Origin of the sequence: Nocardia asiatica NBRC 100129 (assembly GCF_000308415.1) — a bacterium.
Classification (GTDB): Bacteria; Actinomycetota; Actinomycetes; order Mycobacteriales; family Mycobacteriaceae; genus Nocardia; species Nocardia asiatica.
In genome coordinates, this window is record NZ_BAFS01000428.1 from 1 (window position 1) to 18,140 (window position 18,140).

The 18,140-nt window shown below is 71.8% G+C and carries 9 protein-coding genes and 1 pseudogene; all 10 read left to right on the forward strand.

Annotated features, from left to right (window positions below):
* Positions 1 to 1,282: pseudogene (locus ON27_RS44040) on the forward strand (hypothetical protein); the annotation flags it as partial.
* Between the two features lie 267 nt (positions 1,283 to 1,549).
* Complete coding sequence (locus ON27_RS32040) at positions 1,550 to 2,482, forward strand: LysR family transcriptional regulator (RefSeq protein WP_043736063.1); 933 nt, start codon at positions 1,550 to 1,552, stop codon at positions 2,480 to 2,482.
* 88 nt (positions 2,483 to 2,570) lie between these two features.
* Positions 2,571 to 4,262, forward strand: a complete 1,692-nt coding sequence (locus ON27_RS32045) for an AMP-dependent synthetase/ligase (protein ID WP_245560416.1) — start codon at positions 2,571 to 2,573, stop codon at positions 4,260 to 4,262.
* 104 nt (positions 4,263 to 4,366) lie between these two features.
* A complete protein-coding gene (locus tag ON27_RS32050; protein WP_043736064.1) occupies positions 4,367 to 5,617 on the forward strand; it encodes an NAD(P)/FAD-dependent oxidoreductase in 1,251 nt (416 codons plus the stop codon).
* Positions 5,614 to 6,219: an SGNH/GDSL hydrolase family protein gene (locus ON27_RS32055; RefSeq protein ID WP_043736066.1), complete on the forward strand. Its 606-nt coding sequence runs from the start codon at positions 5,614 to 5,616 to the stop codon at positions 6,217 to 6,219. Before ON27_RS32050 ends, ON27_RS32055 begins: the two co-directional genes overlap by 4 nt.
* Before the next feature lie 28 nt (positions 6,220 to 6,247).
* A complete protein-coding gene (locus tag ON27_RS32060; protein ID WP_043736068.1) occupies positions 6,248 to 12,301 on the forward strand; it encodes a type I polyketide synthase in 6,054 nt (2,017 codons plus the stop codon).
* Positions 12,298 to 14,388: a hotdog family protein gene (locus tag ON27_RS32065; protein WP_043736070.1), complete on the forward strand. Its 2,091-nt coding sequence runs from the start codon at positions 12,298 to 12,300 to the stop codon at positions 14,386 to 14,388. The genes ON27_RS32060 and ON27_RS32065 overlap by 4 nt, the downstream gene beginning before the upstream one ends.
* On the forward strand, positions 14,388 to 15,956 hold the full coding sequence (locus ON27_RS32070) for a PfaD family polyunsaturated fatty acid/polyketide biosynthesis protein (RefSeq protein WP_043736072.1): 1,569 nt from the start codon (positions 14,388 to 14,390) through the stop codon (positions 15,954 to 15,956). Before ON27_RS32065 ends, ON27_RS32070 begins: the two co-directional genes overlap by 1 nt.
* The gene (accD, locus tag ON27_RS32075; protein ID WP_043736074.1) at positions 15,953 to 17,635 is read left to right on the forward strand and encodes an acetyl-CoA carboxylase, carboxyltransferase subunit beta; all 1,683 of its coding nucleotides are present in this window, start codon (positions 15,953 to 15,955) and stop codon (positions 17,633 to 17,635) included. Before ON27_RS32070 ends, accD begins: the two co-directional genes overlap by 4 nt.
* Positions 17,635 to 18,140: acetyl-CoA carboxylase biotin carboxyl carrier protein (locus ON27_RS32080; protein WP_051047213.1), on the forward strand; the 506-nt coding region annotated here is incomplete at its 3' end. The genes accD and ON27_RS32080, both read left to right, overlap by 1 nt.

An 18,140-nucleotide genomic window follows, 5' to 3' on the forward strand; every position in this document is an offset into this window, starting at 1 on the left:
GCTGCCCGCCCCGCTGGACGCGGTGGTCGCGCACGGCATGGCCAAAGACCCGCAGGCGCGCTACCGCACGGCGGGTGAGCTCGCGGCGGCCGCGCAGGCGGCGCTGGCCGCCGCGGCCACCGGCGGCTCGGCGCAGGCACCGACCGATTCGGAGTACGGAGGTCCGCCGACCGGTGCGGGGCCGCCGGGCGCGAGGACCGGACCTTCGGAGCCCGGCCGCCGGGACGGCAGGCCGCGACCACGCCGCCTGCTCCGCGCGCTCGCCCTGCTGTGCGTCGTGCTGCTGGCCGCCGTACTCGGCCTGCTCGGCTGGGAGCTGACCCGTCCGACCACCGGCGCCGCCGTGCCCGACGCGAGCGCCCCGCGCGGACCGGATGTGGAACTGCTGTCGCTGGTCGGTTCGTCGGGCTACAAGCGGGCCAACTGCGTGCACGAGGACCCCAACGCGCCCACCGTCGCCGTCGTGTTCTGCACCGCGAATCCGGCCGCGGGCAATCCCGCGGCGCGATTCCTGCGGTTCCGCACGGTCGACCAGATGCGCGGCTACACCTCGACGCTGCTGACCAGCGTGCAAGGACGCAGCTGCCCCGGCGACCCGCCCGGACAGGACGGTCCGCTGCTGCGTGGCGGCGACGAGATCGGCCGCAAGTCCTGCTTCCTGAGCAAAGCGGACGATCCCGCGACGCCACGGCCGGGGCTGCTGGTCACCGACGAGCAGGCGATGGCGGTCGGGGTCTACCTCTGGGACCCCGCCGAGAAGGCGTATCGCGACTACGTCGCCGCGCGCAACGGCGGCGCGTTCCGCACGCCCGACACCGCAGGAGATCCGGACTATTACTCCGAAGCCGACCGTGCGGTGCTCGGCCATCTGGCCGGTGATTTCGGTCCGGGCAACTGCAGGCACGCCGACCCGCCGCCCGGCCCGGTGGACGCGGTGCTGACCTGTGGCACGAAGACCGGATTCCCGACCGCGGAGTTCTACGGATTCCCGAGCCAGGAATCGGCGACGTACCTGTACGAGGCGAACCGCGGCCAGCTCTCGGGACACGTGTGCGGTCGCGGCGAGCCGGGCGACGACGTGTGGCGGCAGGACGGCGACATCGTCGGCCGTTTCTTCTGCTACCCGGCCGACGATCCCGCGCTCGGACCCAGTTGCCTGTTCCTGGTGCACAACAAGTTCGCGCTGTCCGCGCACTTCTGCACGCTGCGCTCCGATCACCCGGATCCGGGACCGAAGAGCGAAGCCGATCTGACGGCGTGGTTCCGCGAGTACTTCGGCTAGCGCCACGGGCCGGCGCCGCGAGGCAACCGGTGCGCATGCCGCCGATTCGCCGCGCGAGCGTCCACCGCGCCCGGCCCGCTTCGAGTTGCCGTCGGGCCGGGTTTCCGGGATGCTGGGTGGTCACGGGCGCGAATAGCACCCCCTTCCCGGCCGCGGGTCCAGTTCACTCACCCGCTACGGTCTAGGCACCATTCGTCCGGATCTGGTTCATCGTCGGTTACCTGGTGGCGCTACCGTTTCCGGTACGCGGAAAAAGGAGCCGGCGGCATGGAGTTCCGACATCTGGTTTCGTTCATCACGATTGCCGAAGAGCTGCATTTCGGCCGCGCAGCGCAGCGCTTGCATCTCACGCAGCCCAGTCTCAGTGCCCAGCTGCAGAAGCTGGAGAAGTCGCTCGGCGTGCAGCTGGTCGCACGCAATTCGCACGAGGTCAAACTGACCCCGGCGGGCCGGGAGTTCGAGAGTCAGGCCCGGCTCATCGTGGCGCAGATGGACCGCGCGGCCCAGGCCGCGAAGGCGACCGCCGAAGGGCGGGCGGGCACCCTCAACATCGGTTACAACCTTCCGGCCAGCAGACATGTCCTGCCGGACGCACTCACCAGGATGACCGAGCGGCACCCCGACATCGTGGTGTCGTTGTGGGAGAAGCGCACCGGCCCGCAATTGGCCGCGCTCTGCGACGGCTCGTTGGATCTCGCGCTGGTGTACGGCCATCCGAGCACGACCGATTTCCGGTACCGGCGGCTGCTGCATCGGGTGCCGCTGGTCGCCGTGGTCGGTCGCAGGCATCGATGGGCCGATCGGCCCGGCGTTCCGTTCGCCGAACTCGAGGGCCAGGAGTGCGTGCTGTTCGCCCGCGAGCAATGCCCGGCCATGTACGACTCGATCTTTCGTGCGGCCGCGGATTCCCGGATCTCGCTGGCGGTGGCGCACACCGCCGACGATCCCGGTGCGACGGCGCACATGGTCTCGGTGCGTCCGTTGGTGGGCTTCGCCTCGCTGCCACGGGCGATCTCGATGGGCATGGGCGGGCCGGGAAGTGCTTCGGTCGCGGTCAAACTGTTCGATCCGGTGCCGACCCTCGATTTGTACGCGGTGTGGCGTGCGGACGAGCCGAATCCGGCGGTCGGCTTTTTCTTGGATTGCATCGATTCCCCGGAACCGGCGCAAATCGATATTGCCCGCGCGGTGTCGGCCTGACCACGTCGATAGCTGATGACATTCGCGCGGTAGGAACCGCGATATCGACAGGGTTGTAATTCTGCGACACCGACCAGAATTCGACATCGTGAACACAGTTTCTGTCATCGCGGTGTCGGTCGGTGAGAATGGTTTCGATCTTCCGGACACGGCAAGTTTGTATTCGGTGATCTCCGGTGCGGCCGCCGGGCATCCGGACCGGCTTTCGCTGTGCGACGCCGACGGAACACAGCTCACCAGCGCCGAGGTGGACCGCAGGGCCCGCGCCCTGGCCTCGGCGCTGGCCGCGCGCGGCGTCGCGGCGGGCGATCGGGTCGCGGTGCTCGGCCGCACGAGTCTGGCCTGGGTGCTGCTGGATTGCGCGCTGCTGGCGCTCGGCGCGGTCGTGGTGCCGGTCTATCCCACGTCCTCACCCAGCCAGATCGAGCACATCCTCGGCGACAGCGGCAGCGCGTATTTCGCCGCCGAGACCGCCGGGGACGCCGAGCGGCTGCGCGCGGCGGGCGCGGGGGAGGTCTGGGTCTTCGAGCAGATCGCGGACTGGGCCACCGGTGCGATCGATCCGGGGCTGGCCGCACGCATGGCCGAGGTGCGCGCCGACGACCTTGCGATGATCGTGTACACCAGCGGCACCACCGGCGTGGCCAAGGGCTGCCTGATCACCCATCGCAACATGTTCGTGTCCTCGGCCAACACGGTGCGCCGCACCGGCGACATGTTCGACGGGACCACCGTGCTGGCCCTGCCGCTGGCGCACGTCTTCGGCCAGACCATCCTGTTCGCCTGCCTGTTCGGCGGCAGCCGCACCCACCTGCTGCCCGGCATCCCCGACCTGGTGCCGGTGCTGCCGAAGGTGCGCCCGACCTTCCTCGCGATGATCCCCTACGGCTTGGAGAAGATCCGCAAGTACTGCCGCACCCTGCTCACCGAAGACGAGGAGCGGGAGGCGGTGCGGCGCGGCTCGGAACTCGTGCGGGCGCAGGTGGCGCCGGAGCCGTCGACGCACCCGGTGGCGGCGGCGCTCGGCGGCGAACTGCGCCACGTCATCTCCGGCGGCGCCTCGCTGGACGATTCGACGGTCGGGTTCTACGCGAGTTTCGGTGTGCTGCTGCTCAACTGCTACGGCCTCACCGAGGCCGCGACCGCCGTGACGGTGAGCGCCCCGGAGACCAACCGGCTCGGCACGGTCGGCAGACCGATCCCGGGCACCTCGGTGGCCATCGCCGAGGAGGACGGGGAAGTGCTGGTCGGCGGGCCGCACGTGTCACCGGGCTACTGGGGCGCGGCGGCGAGCCAGTCGCCGGTGGACGCGCAGGGCTGGCTGCACACCGGTGACCTCGGCGAACTCGATGACGACGGATTCCTGCGGATCACCGGACGCAAGAAGGAGATCCTGGTGACCTCCGGCGGCAAGAACGTCGCCCCCACGCCGCTGGAGGATCGCGTCCGGCTGCATCCGGTGGTGTCCAACTGCATGGTGCTCGGCGACGGCCGCGATTTCGTCGCGGCCCTGGTCACCCTCGATCCGGCGCAGGTGCAGCGCTGGCGCGCCGCCGATCCGGACGGCGATCTCACCGCCGCCGTGCAATCGGCGATCGACGACGCGAATTCTCTGGTCTCGCGCGCGGAATCGATTCGGGCATTCCGGATCGTGGACGGCGATTTCACCGTCGAAGACGGATTGTCGACGTCGTCACGGAAACTGCGCCGCGCCGCGATCGCCGAGGCGTACGCGGCGGATATCGAACTGCTGTATTCGGCCTCTCGGCCCGCACGATAGCCGCGGCCGATCGCCCGATGAATCAGGGCCCGCCGCGGTGGTCGACCGTCCGTCGCGGCCACAGACTCGAAATCGGAATTCGACTACCGGAAAGTGATGCGAACATGTACGACGTCATCGTTGTCGGAACCCGGGTGGCGGGCTCCCCATTGGCCATGCTGCTCGCCAGGAAGGGCTACCGGGTACTCGCCGTCGACCGGGCGAGCTTCCCCAGCGACACCCCGTCGACCCACTACATCCACCAGGCCGGGCTCGGCTTCCTGAAGTCCTGGGGCCTGCTGGATGAGGTCGTCGCCTCCGGCGTGCCGCCGATCCGGCACCTGAACTTCTCCTACACCGACATCGTCATCAACGGGATGGCCGATCCCTCCGCCGACGGCATCGACGCCGTCTACTGCCCGCGCCGCACGGTGCTGGACAAGATCCTGGTGGAGGCCGCGGGCAACGCGGGCGTCGAGGTGATCCAGGGCTTCACCGTCTCCGAGCTGGTGTTCGACGGCGACCGCGTGGCCGGCATCCGCGGCGCGATCGGCGACGGGCCCGAGCAGGAGTTCCGGGCCCACCTGGTGGTCGGGGCCGACGGCTCCAATTCGACGGTGGCCAAGGCGGTCGGCGCGCAGGAGTACGAAGGCTCGCCCGCGGCGTGCTTCATCTACTACTCCTACTACGAGGGCGTCGACTGGGGCATGCAGCACCGCACCGGTTTCGGCGAGCAGCAGTTCGCGTCCTGGCCGACCAACGACGACCTCGCGCTGGTCGCGGTGATGCGCAAGCGCGACCGGTTCCGTGAGTTCCGCACCGACCCGGACGCGGGCGTGCAGGAGATCGTCGACCAGATCGACCCGGCGATCGGCGCTCGCCTGCGCGACACCGGCAAGCGGGTGGAGCAGTTCCGTCCGATGCTGTACCCCGACAACTACCGCCGCCGATCCTACGGTCCGGGCTGGGCGCTGGTCGGCGACGCCGGCTACCACAAGGACCCGTTCACCGGCTGGGGCATCACCGACGCGTTCAAGTACGCGCAGTTGCTCGCCGACCGGGTGGACGAAGGTCTGTCCGGCGCGCGCCCGATGGACGCGGCCCTGGCCGAGTACCAGCGCGAGCGCGACGCGCAGAGCGCCAGCACCTACGAACTGACACTGAGCATCTCGGAGCTGACGCTGACCCCGTACTACGACTCGGTGTTCCGCGCGACCTCGATGGACCCCGAGTACACCAAGCACTTCTTCGGCCTGATCGCCGGGATCTACCCGCCGGACAAGTACTTCGGCGAGGAGCAGCTGGCCGCGCTGTACGAGAAGGTCGACTTCCCGGCCGCCGCGCGGCACGTCAGCAAGGACGGAGTGACCGCATGAGCGCGCCCGTGCTGACCGCGCTGGGTGACAGCTTCGTCGAAGGGCGCGGCGACGCCGCGCCCGGCGGCGGCTACCGCGGCTGGGTGCCGCGTCTCGGCGGCCAGCTCGGCCTGCGCCCCACGGCGGTGCGCAATCTCGGCGAGCACGGGGCCACCACCACGATCGTCCTGGAACGGCAACTGGGCGCCGCGCTTTCGGGCCGCTCCGGGTTGTTCGGCGTCGTGGTCGGGGTCAACGATCTGGTGAGCGACTACGACCAGGACCGGTTCGCCCGCAATCTCGCCGAACTCTTCGGCGCACTGCGGGCCGGCGGCGCGACGGTGTTCACCGCCAGCTATCCGGACATCCCGGCCCGGCTGCCGGTGCCGGACGGATTCCGCGCGCTGCTGCGCGAGCGGTTCGCCTTCGCCAACGCGGTGCTCGCCGACGTCGTCGCCGACACCGGCACGCTGCTGCTGGACATCGCCGCCCAGCCCGAATGGGAACGGCCGCAGATGTGGACCGCCGACGGCCTGCACCCCAGCTCGCTCGGGCACAGCCTGTTCGCCGCGGGCGCGGCCGAACTCGTCGCGTCGAGCACCGCGACCACCGTCGCCGCCTGATCATCCACCCGGTTGGAGAGGAATTTCCGTGACAGACGACAGACGCCTGGCGCGCAACCCGATCGCCATCGTCGGGATGTCCGGGCTGCTGCCCAACGCCCACAACCATCGAGAGTACTGGCAGAACATCGTCGACGGCGTGGACTGCACCACCGAGGTCCCCGGGTCGCGCTGGAGCCTGGACGACTACTTCGACGCCGATCCCGCGGCGCCGGACAAGACCTACTCGCGCCGGGGCGCCTTCCTGCCCGACATCGAGTTCGATCCGCTGGAATTCGGGCTGCCGCCCAACCAGCTGGAAGTGACCAGCACCATGCAGACGCTCAGCCTGGGCGTCGCCCGCGACCTGCTGCGCGACGCGGGAGCGGTGGACTCCGACTGGTACGACGCGAGCCGCACCGGCGTCGTCCTCGGCACCACCGGCCCGGTGCCGCTCATGCACCCGCTGGCCGCGCGGCTGTCCACGCCGGTGCTGAAGGAGGCGGCGCGCTCGGTCGGCCTGTCCGACGACGACGCCGACGCCATCGCCGACCGGTTCGTCGCGGCGTTCGCGCCGTGGGAGGCGAATTCGTTCCCCGGCCTGCTGGCCAACATCACCGCGGGCCGGGTGGCCAACCGACTCGGCCTCGGCGGCATCAACTGCACGGTCGACGCGGCGTGCGCGGCTTCGCTGGCCGCCTTGCGCACCGCCATCGCCGAACTCCAGGACGGCCGCGCGGACATGATGATCACCGGTGGCGTGGACACCGAGAACACCATCTTCATCTACCTGTGCTTCAGCAAGGTCGGCGCGCTCTCGGCCAGCGGGCAGATCAGTCCCTTCTCCGCCGACGCCAACGGCACCCTGCTCGGCGAGGGCATCACCATGCTCGCGCTGCGCAGGCTGGAGGACGCGCGGCGCGACGGCAACCGGATCTACGCCGTCATCCGCGGGCTGGGGTCTTCCAGCGACGGCCGCGCCAAGAGCATCTACGCCCCGCGCGCGGGCGGCCAGCGCGTCGCCCTGGACCGCGCCTACGCCGACGCCGAGATCTCACCCGCCGACGTGGCGCTCATCGAAGCGCACGCCACCGGCACGCCCGTCGGCGACAAGACCGAGCTCACCGCATTGAAAGAGCTGCTTTCCGACGCGACGGCCGAGCCCGCGTTCGCCGCCCTCGGCAGCGTGAAGTCCCAGATCGGCCACACCAAGGGCGCCGCGGGCACCGCGAGCGTGATGAAACTGGCGCTGGCGTTGCACCAGAAGGTGCTGCCCGGCACCATCAACGTCTCCGCCCCCATCGCCGAGATCGCCGCCGCCGACGCGCCGTACTACGTGAACACCCGCACCCGTCCGTGGATCCGCGACCCGCAACGCCCGGTGCGCCGGGCGGCGGCCTCCGCGTTCGGCTTCGGTGGCACGAACTTTCACGTGGTGCTCGAGGAAGCGGACGCCGACCGTGCCGTGCACCCGGTGCTGCATCGCACCGCCCGCGCGCATCTGTGGCACGCGCCGGACGTGGCCGGGCTGATCGACGCCGTGCGCAGCGTCGCGCCGAGCGACGGGGGCGACATCCCGGAGGACCACGCGCGCATCGGGTTCGTCTCGGTCGACGAGGACAACGCCGCGCATCTGCGCTCGCTCGCGGTGGACGAACTCGTGCGCGACCCCGACGCCACGGCGTGGGAGCACCCCGAGGGCGTGTACTTCCGCGCCGCCGCCCTGCCGGATCGCAAAGTGGGCGCGCTGTTCGCCGGACAGGGCAGCCAGTACGTCGACATGGGATCGGACGCGGCGCTGAACAACCCGGCCGTGGGCGCGGCGTTCGACGCGGCCAACGAGGCGTTCGCCGGCGCGCCCGTGCGGCTGTCGTCGGTGGTCTTCCCGCCGCCCGCGTTCTCCGACGACGTGGCGGCGGCGCAGGAGAACGCCCTGCGCCGAACCGAATTCGCCCAGCCCGCGATCGGCGCGCTGTCGGCCGGGCAGTTCACCGCGCTGTCGGACTACGGATTGCGCGCCGACGGATACCTCGGCCACAGCTTCGGCGAGCTCACCGCGCTGTGGGCGTCCGGCGCGCTGGCCACCGCGGACTTCTACGCGCTGGCCCGCGCCCGGGGTGTGGCCATGACGCCCGAGCCGGGTGTCGAGGCGGGCACGATGGTGGCGCTCGGCGCGTCCCGGCAGGCCGCCGAGGAACTGCTCGACGGCGTCGAGGACGTCTGGATCTGCAATCACAACGCGCCCGACCAGGTCGTCGTCGGCGGTGGCGCCGAGGGGATCGCCACGGTCGTCGCCCGCTGCGGGGAGCGTGGCGTGGCGACGCGCGCGCTTCCGGTGTCGGGGGCGTTCCACACGCCCTATGTCGCGCACGCCGCCGCCGCGTTCGGCGCGGCCGTAGCCGGAGTGCACATCGGCGAGCCCGACGCGACGGTCTTCGCCAACACGCCCGGAGCCGGTTACGGCGGGGACGTGGCGGCCAACCGGGCGCTGCTGACCGAACAACTGGGCAAACCGGTCGAATTCGTGGCCGCGCTCACCGCGATGCGTGCGGCGGGGTGCACGGTGTTCGTGGAGTTCGGGCCGAAGCAGGTGCTGACCTCGCTGGTGCGGCGCACCCTCGGCGACGACGTGATCGTCATCGCGACCGACTCCGGCCCGATCGGCAACAGCGATCTCGCGCTCACCCGCGCCGCCGTGCGCTTGGCCGTGCTCGGCTTCGGACTGCACGGCATCAACCGGCACGCCGCCCCCGCACCGGAGGCAGCGGTCTCCGGCCGCGCGATGACGGTGACGATGTCGGCGCCCGAGTACGTGCCCGACACCCGTCGCGCCGCCTACGCCGCCGCGCTCGCCGACGAATACCGGCTCAGCGTCCTCGCGGCCACCCCCGCTCCGGTCGACAGCGTGGTCGATCCGCAGCCCGCCCAGCAGCGGGCCGTGCCCACCGCTTCCACCGCAGCAACGGAGACACCCGTGTACCCCACACCGCAGCCCGGCGACGCCGGTTCGGACGCGCTGGAGAGCGCGCTCGTACAGCACCTGCACACCCACCGTCAGTTCCTGGACGGCCAGCTGGACATGGCCCGCGGCCTGGCCGGCGCGCTCGGCGACGGCAGGCTCGACGCCGCCACGGTGCGCGCCATCGAGGCGGTCAAAGAGCACGGCGTCGCGATCAGTCACAGTCATGCGCGAGCCAGCGAGGTGCTGGCCCGATTGGTCGAGCTGGAAAGCGGCTTCGCCCCGGTCTCCCAGCCCTCGACCCCGCCCGCCCCACCGGCGCCCGCGCCGCGCGCGGCCATCGAGCCCGCGCCGGTACGCCGTCCGCTGGCCACCGCCATGGTCGTGGACGATCACCGGGCCGCCGAGCCGGAAATGTCCGTGGCACAACATCGTTCGAAGGTGACCGCGCTCGCGTCCGCCCCGGCTTCGGCGCCCGCCGCGCACGCGCACGCCAAGGGTGCGACGTCCAACGGTCACGCGCCGTCCGCGGCACCGGCGGCCGACGGCCGGGTGACCGGCGAGTCGCTGCGCAGCGCGCTGCGTGAGGTGGTGGCGGAGAAGACTGGTTACCCGGTCGAGATGGTGGATCCGTCGATGGATCTGGAAGCCGATCTCGGAGTGGACTCGATCAAGCGGGTGCAAGTGATCGGCGCACTACAGGAACGATTTCCGAACCTACCGAGCCTCGGTCCGGAGCAGCTGGGCACACTGCGCACGCTGGATCAGATCGTGGTGGAACTCGCCGGAGCGGCGGGTGGTGATGTCCACCCAAAAGCTGAGGCCGCGGCGGGAACGTCGCGGCACGCCGTCGAACTCGTCTCGCTGCCGCCGCTGGATCGGGCGGTAGCGCCCTACCGTGCCGGAGCGCGGGCCGTACTGGTCGATCCGACCGGCGAACTCGACTCCGACCGGACGGCGCTCGCCGCCGCGCTGACCGGACTCGGGTGGACCGTGCGGCAGACGAACTCGGTCGCCGGTATCGACACCGCGGGCGAACCCCTCGACGTGTGCGTGGTCCTGCTCGGCGGCTGCGCCGACTGGGCGTCGGCCCAGCGCTGTCTGACCGACGGCATCCTCGCGGCGGGGCGTGCGGTGCCGCTGCTGCGCGGCGCATCGGCGCGAGCGGCCTTCGTGACGGTGACCCGGCTCGACGGCGCGCTGGGCTTCCGCGGCACCGCGCAACCGGAACACGCGCTGCTCGGCGGCATCGGCGGTGTGGTGAAAACCCTGGCCGCCGAACAACCCCAGCTGTTCTGCCGAGCGCTGGACATCGATCCGGCCTGCCCGGCACGGCAGTTGGCCGAATTGGTGACCGCCGAGTTGTTCGACTCCGCCCGGGACACCCTCGAGGTCGGCATCGCCGCGGCGGGCGAACGTCGTACCCCGGTGCCGAGCGGGCACGCGCAGGCGCGGACGGTGACTGCGGTGCGTCCGCTCGCCGAGCAGGAGGCGACGCTGCTCACCGCCGACGATGTCCTGCTGGTCACCGGCGGCGCGCGCGGCGTCACGGCCACCTGCGTGCTGGCGCTGGCCGCGCGGAGCCGGGCGCGCTTCGTGCTGCTCGGGCGCTCCGAGCCGACCGCCGAGCCCGAGTGGGCGGCCGGGGCGCCCGACGCGGAACTCAAGGCCGCCGCGGTCCGGGCGCTGGCCGGCACCGGCGCCACGCCGCGCGATCTCGAGCGTGCCGTGTCCGGTGTCCGCGCCACGCGCGAGATCCGGCAGACGCTGGCCGCCCTCGGCTCCCGTGCCGAGTACCTGGCCGTCGACGTCACGGACGCGCGGGCGGTCGCCGCCGCCCTCGCGCCCATGCGGGACTCGATCACCGGCGTCGTGCACGGGGCCGGAGTGCTGGCCGACTCGGTGATCACCGACAAGACCGCCGAATCCGTCGCCCGGGTGCTCGATCCCAAGATCGCCGGGCTGGCCGCGGTGCTGGGCGCGCTCGGTGAACTGCGGCACCTGGTGCTGTTCACGTCCGTCGCCGGGCTTTTCGGCAACACGGGCCAGGCCGATTACGCCGCCGCGAACGAAGCGCTCACGCGATTCGCGGTGAGCTTGCGCCACCACCAGCCGAGCTGCCATGTCACGGCGATCGACTGGGGTGCGTGGGACGGCGGCATGGTGACGCCCGCCTTGCGGGAGCACTTCCGGACCCGCGGAGTCGAATTACTCGATCCGCGGATTGGCGCGGCGGCGTTCACCGAGCAGTTCACCGCGGCGCGCTCCGAGGACACGGTCGTGCTCGTCGGACCTGCGAAGTCGTTGTCGGACACGGCGGCAGGGGCAGGCACGGTGCGGGCACGGCGGACGATCACCGGGATCACCGCCGACCCGATCATCGCGGCGCACCGGATCGGTGAGCACGTCGTGCTGCCCGCCACGTTCGGTCTGGGCGCGATGATCGGCTTCGCCGAGCGTGCCCTGCCGGGCCGCGCGGTCGTCGGCGTCCGGGACTTCCAGGTGCTCAAGGGAATCGTGTTCGACCGTCCGCTCGACGAAGTGGAACTCGAGCTGGTACCGGAAGAGGACGCCTCGACGGTGGGCACGACCGTGCGCGGTGCGAACGCCGTGCACTTCCAGGCGACCCTGGTGCTCGCCGACGCGGCCGACCGGCCCCCGCGTCAGCCGGTGGCCGATGGCCCGGCCGCCGAGGCGACCGTCTACCGCGACGCCATCCAGTTCCACGGGCCCGCCTTGCAGGGATTGCGCTCGGTGCGGGCGGTGTCGGACGACGCGATCGTCTTCGAGTGCGCGCTGCCCGCCGTCACCGTGGCGGGCGGCGCCTACGCGGGACGGCTGCACGATCCGGTCCTCGCCGACCTGATCCTGCAAGGGCCGCCGGTGCTGGGCCACCGGCTGCTCGGCAGCGCCTGCCTGCCGCTCGGCGTGGGACGGATCGACTACTTCCTGCCGCTGCCCGCGGGCGAGTCGTTCCTGCTCACCGTGGACAACCCGCGCGCAGGCCGGCTCGACGCGCGGATCGACGCCACCGCCACCACGGCGGACGGCACTGTGCTGCAACGGTTCTCGGACGTCACGGTGGTGACGACACCCGATCTGACGGAGAAGTTCCAGACCTCGGTGAGGCGGTGGATGGCATGACAACCCTGGAATTCGACGGCATACCGTTCGATCCGGTGACCGCGCTCGCCGCGCAGACGCAGCGGAGCGTGGACGCGCCGCCTCGGCGGCCGGATGCCGCCGAGGCGGGCACCCCGGCGGCGTACCGGGACGACGTCCCGAGCGGCGGTGCGACCGATGATCACGCGGGCGCCGGGTCTCGGTCCGACGCGCCCGCGCCGGCACCAGGTACGGACGGCGTCTCCCCGCATGCGGCCCGTCCGCTCGCCGAGATCCGCTCCGGTGTCGTCGCCGCGCATCGGGCGGCGTTGAGCGCGCAACTGGCCGTGCAGCGGGCGGTGTGGCAGCGAGCGCTGCGCCGGGCGGGAGCAGCGCCCGAGGCGCATGCCGCGTCCGGCGCCCCGCACGGCGATTTCCCCCGCGATGGCGGGACCGCGGGCGAGGCCGCCGAAATCCCGGCCCGGACCAGCGCCGCCGAGTCGGCGTTCAAGCCGCTGGCGCGAACCGGGCGCACCCGGCTGGATCGAGCTGCCCTGGTCCGCCTAACCGAGGGCGATCTCAGCGGCGTCTTCGGTGCGGCACACCGGCGCCCCGGCATCGAAGCGGCGGCCCGGCTGGCCGGGTCGACCGCGCTCGCGCTCACCGAGGTGACCGCCATCGAGTTGTACGGCGGCTCGGGCGACGGCAGTGCCGAGGCCCGGTTCGACGGCGACCCGCGCGCGGCGGCCATGCAGTTGGCCGAGGTGTTCGCGCTGTATCTCGGCATGCCGCTGGTGCTGTCGGGCAGTTCGCTCGTCGCCGAATGCGCCGGCGCGGTCGACGGGGTCACGTCCGGCACGGTCACACTGACGGTGACCGCGCTCGACCTGGTGCCCCGCCCGCACGTGACCGGTACGGCGAGCATCGCCGGAGCCGACGGCGCGCTCGACGTCACGGTCACGGTCGTGGAACGCCCGGGCAGCGGGGTCGGCCCCGGTCAGGTCTGCGACAGCCTGCTGCTCAACGAGTTCCACATGACGCATCTGTCCCGCGGTGACCAAGGCATCGCGATGGGACCGGAATTCGCGCGGTACACCGGCGTGCGGGCGACCCGGTTGCCGACCGGCGGCCTGCTGCTGGTGGACCGGGTGCTCGACTTCGACGGCAGGCGCGGAGACCTGGACGGCGCGTCCTACACCACCGAGTACGACTCCCCGGCCGACTCCTGGTACTACGGCGACACCGCGAACGACTCCATGCCGCATTTCGTCTACATGGAGACCTCGTTGCAGGCGGCGCTGCTGATGGGCTATTACGCCGGCCCGACGCTCACCCAGCCCGGCGCCACCTTGAGCCTGCGCAACCTCGGCGGCACCGCCACCGTGCTGCGGCAGGTCGATCTGCGGGACAAGACGATCAGCCAGTCCTCCCGGCTGCTGTCCACCACCATCCTGCCCGGCTCGTCGCTGCAGACCTTCGACTACACCCTCAGCGTGGACGGCGAACCGTTCTACACCGGCGAGACCATGTTCGGTTACTTCAGCGACGAGGCGCTGGCCAACCAGACCGGCCTCGACGCGGGCCGCCCGGCGCCGACCTGGCTCGCCGAGCACCCCGGCGCGAACGTGCGCGCCATCGACGTCGCCGCCCGGCGCGCCGACCCGCGAGCCCCGCTGTGCGCCCGGCGGACCCTGGCGCTGATCGACCAGGTGGAGGTGGTCGACGGTGGCGGTCGATACGAGGCGGGATATCTGCATTCGCTGCGCGAGATCGACCCGGGCGACTGGTATTTCGCACGCCACTTCCACCTCGACCCGGTGATCCCGGGCTCGCTCGGTGTGGAATCGGTGATCCACGCGATCCAGGAGTGGATGCTCGACGCGGGCTTCGCCGACCCGATCGGCGATCCGGTCTTCCGCATTCCCGCCGACCGGCCGTTCAGCTGGCGCTATCGCGGGCAGTTCCTGCCCACCGACGGCACCGTCGAACTCGAAGCGCACATCAAGGGGATCCATCGGGGACCTCGGGGCGTCACCGTCGTCGCCGACGGCTCGCTGTGGAAGCCGGGTCTGCGCATCTACGAGCTGACCGACCTCGCGGTCGAACTCGCCGAGCGGGAGGAACGCTGATGACCACCTCCGCGGCCGGCGTGCTCGCCGACACCGCCGACGGCATCACCGCCGTCCTGTCCGACCTGACCCGTCCGTGCTGGATCGTGCGCCACGAGGGCCGGGTGGGCGCGACGACCGACGAGCGCACCGCGGCGCACGCCGAGGTGCTCGCGGCGGTGGCCCCGCTGCCGCCCGAGCGACTGGGTGATCGGCGGTTCGCCGCCGCCCACGGCGTCCGCGCGGCGTACGCGGCGGGCGCTATGGCGAACGGAATCGCCTCGCCCGCCCTGGTCTCGGCGATGGCTCGGGCCGGGTATCTGGCCTCCTACGGGGCGGCGGGCGTCGCGCCCGCCGCGGTGGACGCGGCACTGGCCGAGCTGAGCCGCACGCTGATCGGGAAGCCGTTCGCGTGCAACCTGATCCACAGCCCTTCCGAGCCCGCGCTGGAGCGCGCGATCGTCGACGCGTGCCTGCGCCATCAGGTGCGCTGCGTGGAGGCGTCGGCGTTCATGGACCTCACCGGCGAGGTCGTGCGCTACCGCGCGGCGGGGCTGGCCGTCGACCGGCAAGGACGCGTCGAGGCGCGCAATCGCCTGATCGCGAAGGTCTCCCGGGTCGAGGTGGCCGAACCGTTCCTGCGCCCGCCGCCTGCGCGCTTGCTGCGCCCGCTGGTCGCATCCGGTGACCTCACGCCGGAGCAGGCTCGTCTCGCCGAACAAGTGCCGATGGCCGACGACATCACGGCCGAAGCCGACTCCGGCGGTCACACCGACCGCAGGCCGTTGCTGGTGCTGCTGCCCGAGCTGATCGCGGCCAGGGACCGGCTGGCCCGCACCGTGCCAGCCGCCGCGGCGGTTCGCGTCGGCGCGGCGGGCGGCATCGGCACCCCCGCCGCCGCGGCCGCGGCCTTCGCGCTGGGCGCCGCCTACGTGGTGACCGGGTCGGTGAACCAGGCCACCCGCGAAGCGGCCCAGTGCGACACCACCAAACAGCTGCTCACCCAGGCGGACTTCCCCGACTGCACCATGGCGCCGTCCTCGGACATGTTCGAACTCGGCGTCCAGGTGCAGGTACTGCGCAGGGGCACCATGTTCGCCGCCCGCGCGCAGCGGCTCTATGACGCCTACCGCGCCTACGACGGCATCGACGCGATGCCGGCCGAGCTGCGCCGAGATCTGGAGGCCACGCTGTTCCAGCGGCCGCTGGAAGCCGTGTGGGAGGACTGCGTCACCTACTTCACCGAGCGCGATCCCGCGCAGCTCACCGGCGCCGACGCCGACCCCAAACGCAAGATGGCTCTGGTGTTCCGGTGGTATCTGGGTCTGTCGTCGGGGTGGAGCATTCGCGGCGAGGCCGGTCGCGTCGCCGACTACCAGATCTGGTGCGGGCCCGCCATGGGCGGGTTCAACAACTGGGTGGCCGGAAGCTACCTGGCGGCGCTGCGCAACCGGCACGTCGCCGACATCGCCGACCAGATGATGCTGGGCGCGGCCTATCTGACCCGGGTCGCTCAGCTGCGTACCGCGGGCGTGCGGTTACCCGCCGACTGCGCCCGATTCGTGCCCCGACCGAGGGAGGAACGATGACCACGCTGGAGAGCGGTCCGGATACCCGGACCTCCTGGATGGTGTGCCCGTCCTGCGCCGCCATGCTCTACGCCAAACGCTACGAGCGGTCCGGCCGGGTCTGCCCGGACTGCGACGGGCACGGGATGCTGACCGCCGAGCAGCGCATCGAGGCGCTGCTCGATCCGGGCTCGGCGCGGGTCATCGAGCCGCCCGCCACCGCGGCCGATCCGCTCGGTTTCAGCGATTCGCGGCCCTATCCGGAGCGGCATGCCGAGGCGAGCCGCCGTACCGGGATGAGCGACGCCGTCCGGTGTGTGCGCGGCGTCATCGGCGGCGCGCCGGTGGTGCTGGCGGTGATGGACTTCCGGTTCCTCGGCGGCAGTCTCGGCGCCGCGGTGGGCGAAGCGGTCACCGTCGCGGCCGAGACGGCGCTGGCGGCACGGGTGCCGCTCGTGCTGGTCACCGCCTCCGGCGGCGCGCGCATGCAGGAGGGCATCCTCGCGCTGATGCAGATGGCCAAGACCAGCCAGGCGCTACGGGAGCTGGACGACGCGGGCGTGCTGACCATCTCGGTGATCACCGATCCCACCTACGGCGGCGTCGCGGCCTCCTACGCTACCGCCACCGACATCATCATCGCCGAACCCGGTGCGCGCCTCGGTTTCGCCGGACCGCGGGTGATCCAGCAGACCATCGGCGAGACGCTGCCCGCCGGGTTCCAGACCGCGGAATTCCTGCTCGAACACGGCATCGTGGACATGATCTGCCACCGTTCGGCCCTGCGCGACCGGCTGGCCCGCCTGCTGGCGCCGGCCGCCGACAGCGAGCGCCGCGTGCAGGCCCCGGACGACGCGAATCCGGTCTGCTCGGACGCGACCCGGCTCGCGCCCCGCGACGCCTGGCAGAGCGTGCGGGCCGCCCGCGAACTGGGCCGCCCGACCACGCTGGACTACCTGGCCGGGTCCTTCGACGAATTCGTCGAGCTGCACGGCGACCGGTTGTCGGCGGACTGCCCGGCCATGATCACCGCGCTGGCTCGCCTCGATGACGCGCCCGTCGTCGTGATCGGCACCCAGAAGGGCCATACCGCTACCGAGTTGGCGCAGCGCAACTACGGTATGCCCACTCCGGCCGGATACCGGAAGTCGGCCCGCGCGCTGCGTTTGGCCGCCAAGCTGGGCATCCCGGTGATCACCCTGGTCGACACCGCGGGCGCCTACCCGGGCGTGACCGCCGAGGAACAGGGGCAGGCGGTCGCCATCGCGGAATCGCTCAAACTGCTCGCCGGGCTGCCCGTGCCGGTGATCACCGTGATCACCGGCGAGGGCGGTAGCGGGGGAGCGCTCGCGCTGGCGGTGGCCGATCGGGTGATCGTCTGCGAGAACGCGGTCTACTCGGTGATCAGTCCGGAAGGGTGCGCCTCGATTCTGTGGAAGGACGCGGCCGCCGCCCCGCGCGCCGCCGCCGCACTGCGGGTGGACTCGACCTCCCTGCTCGAACTCGGCGTCGCCGACGGCGTGCTGCCCGAGCCGCAGGGCGGCGCACACCGCGATCCCGCCGCGGCCGCCGCCGCCCTGCGCCGGGCGCTGCGCCACGCGGTCGCCGACGCGGCGCTGCTGCGGGTCGCGGAACTGCTCGACCGCCGCCACCACCGTTTCCGTGTCTTCGGACTGTCCACGAACGATCAGGAGAAGTGATGACCGAGTCCGTCACCACCGAGTCGACCGGCCGGGCGCTGAATCCGGTCGACGCCGACCAGGCGCTGGCCGTGCTGTCCCGTCATGCGCTGGCCGTGCGGGCCGAGACCGGGCCGACTTCGGTGACCGTCGCCAACGGTCCGCTCGTGCTGCGGATCAGCTGGGACGGGCACAACGGGCCGAGCGCGCCGAGCGCCGTCGCACCCGCCGCCGCGCCTGCCGTGCCCGCTACCGAATCCGCGCCCGCCGAAAGCAGTTCGGATGCGGACACTTTCACCCTCACCGCGGAGACCGTCGGCGTGTTCTATCGCGCGCCGGAGCCGGGAGCCGCGCCGTTCGTCGCCGAGGGCGACCCGGTGCGGGCCGGTCAGCAGGTGGGCATCGTCGAGGCGATGAAGCTGATGATCCCGGTGACCGCGACCAGGGAGGGCCGGGTGGCGGAATTCCTCGTGGAGAACGGGGAGGCGGTCGAGCACGGCGCACCACTGCTGGTGCTCGAGGTGGT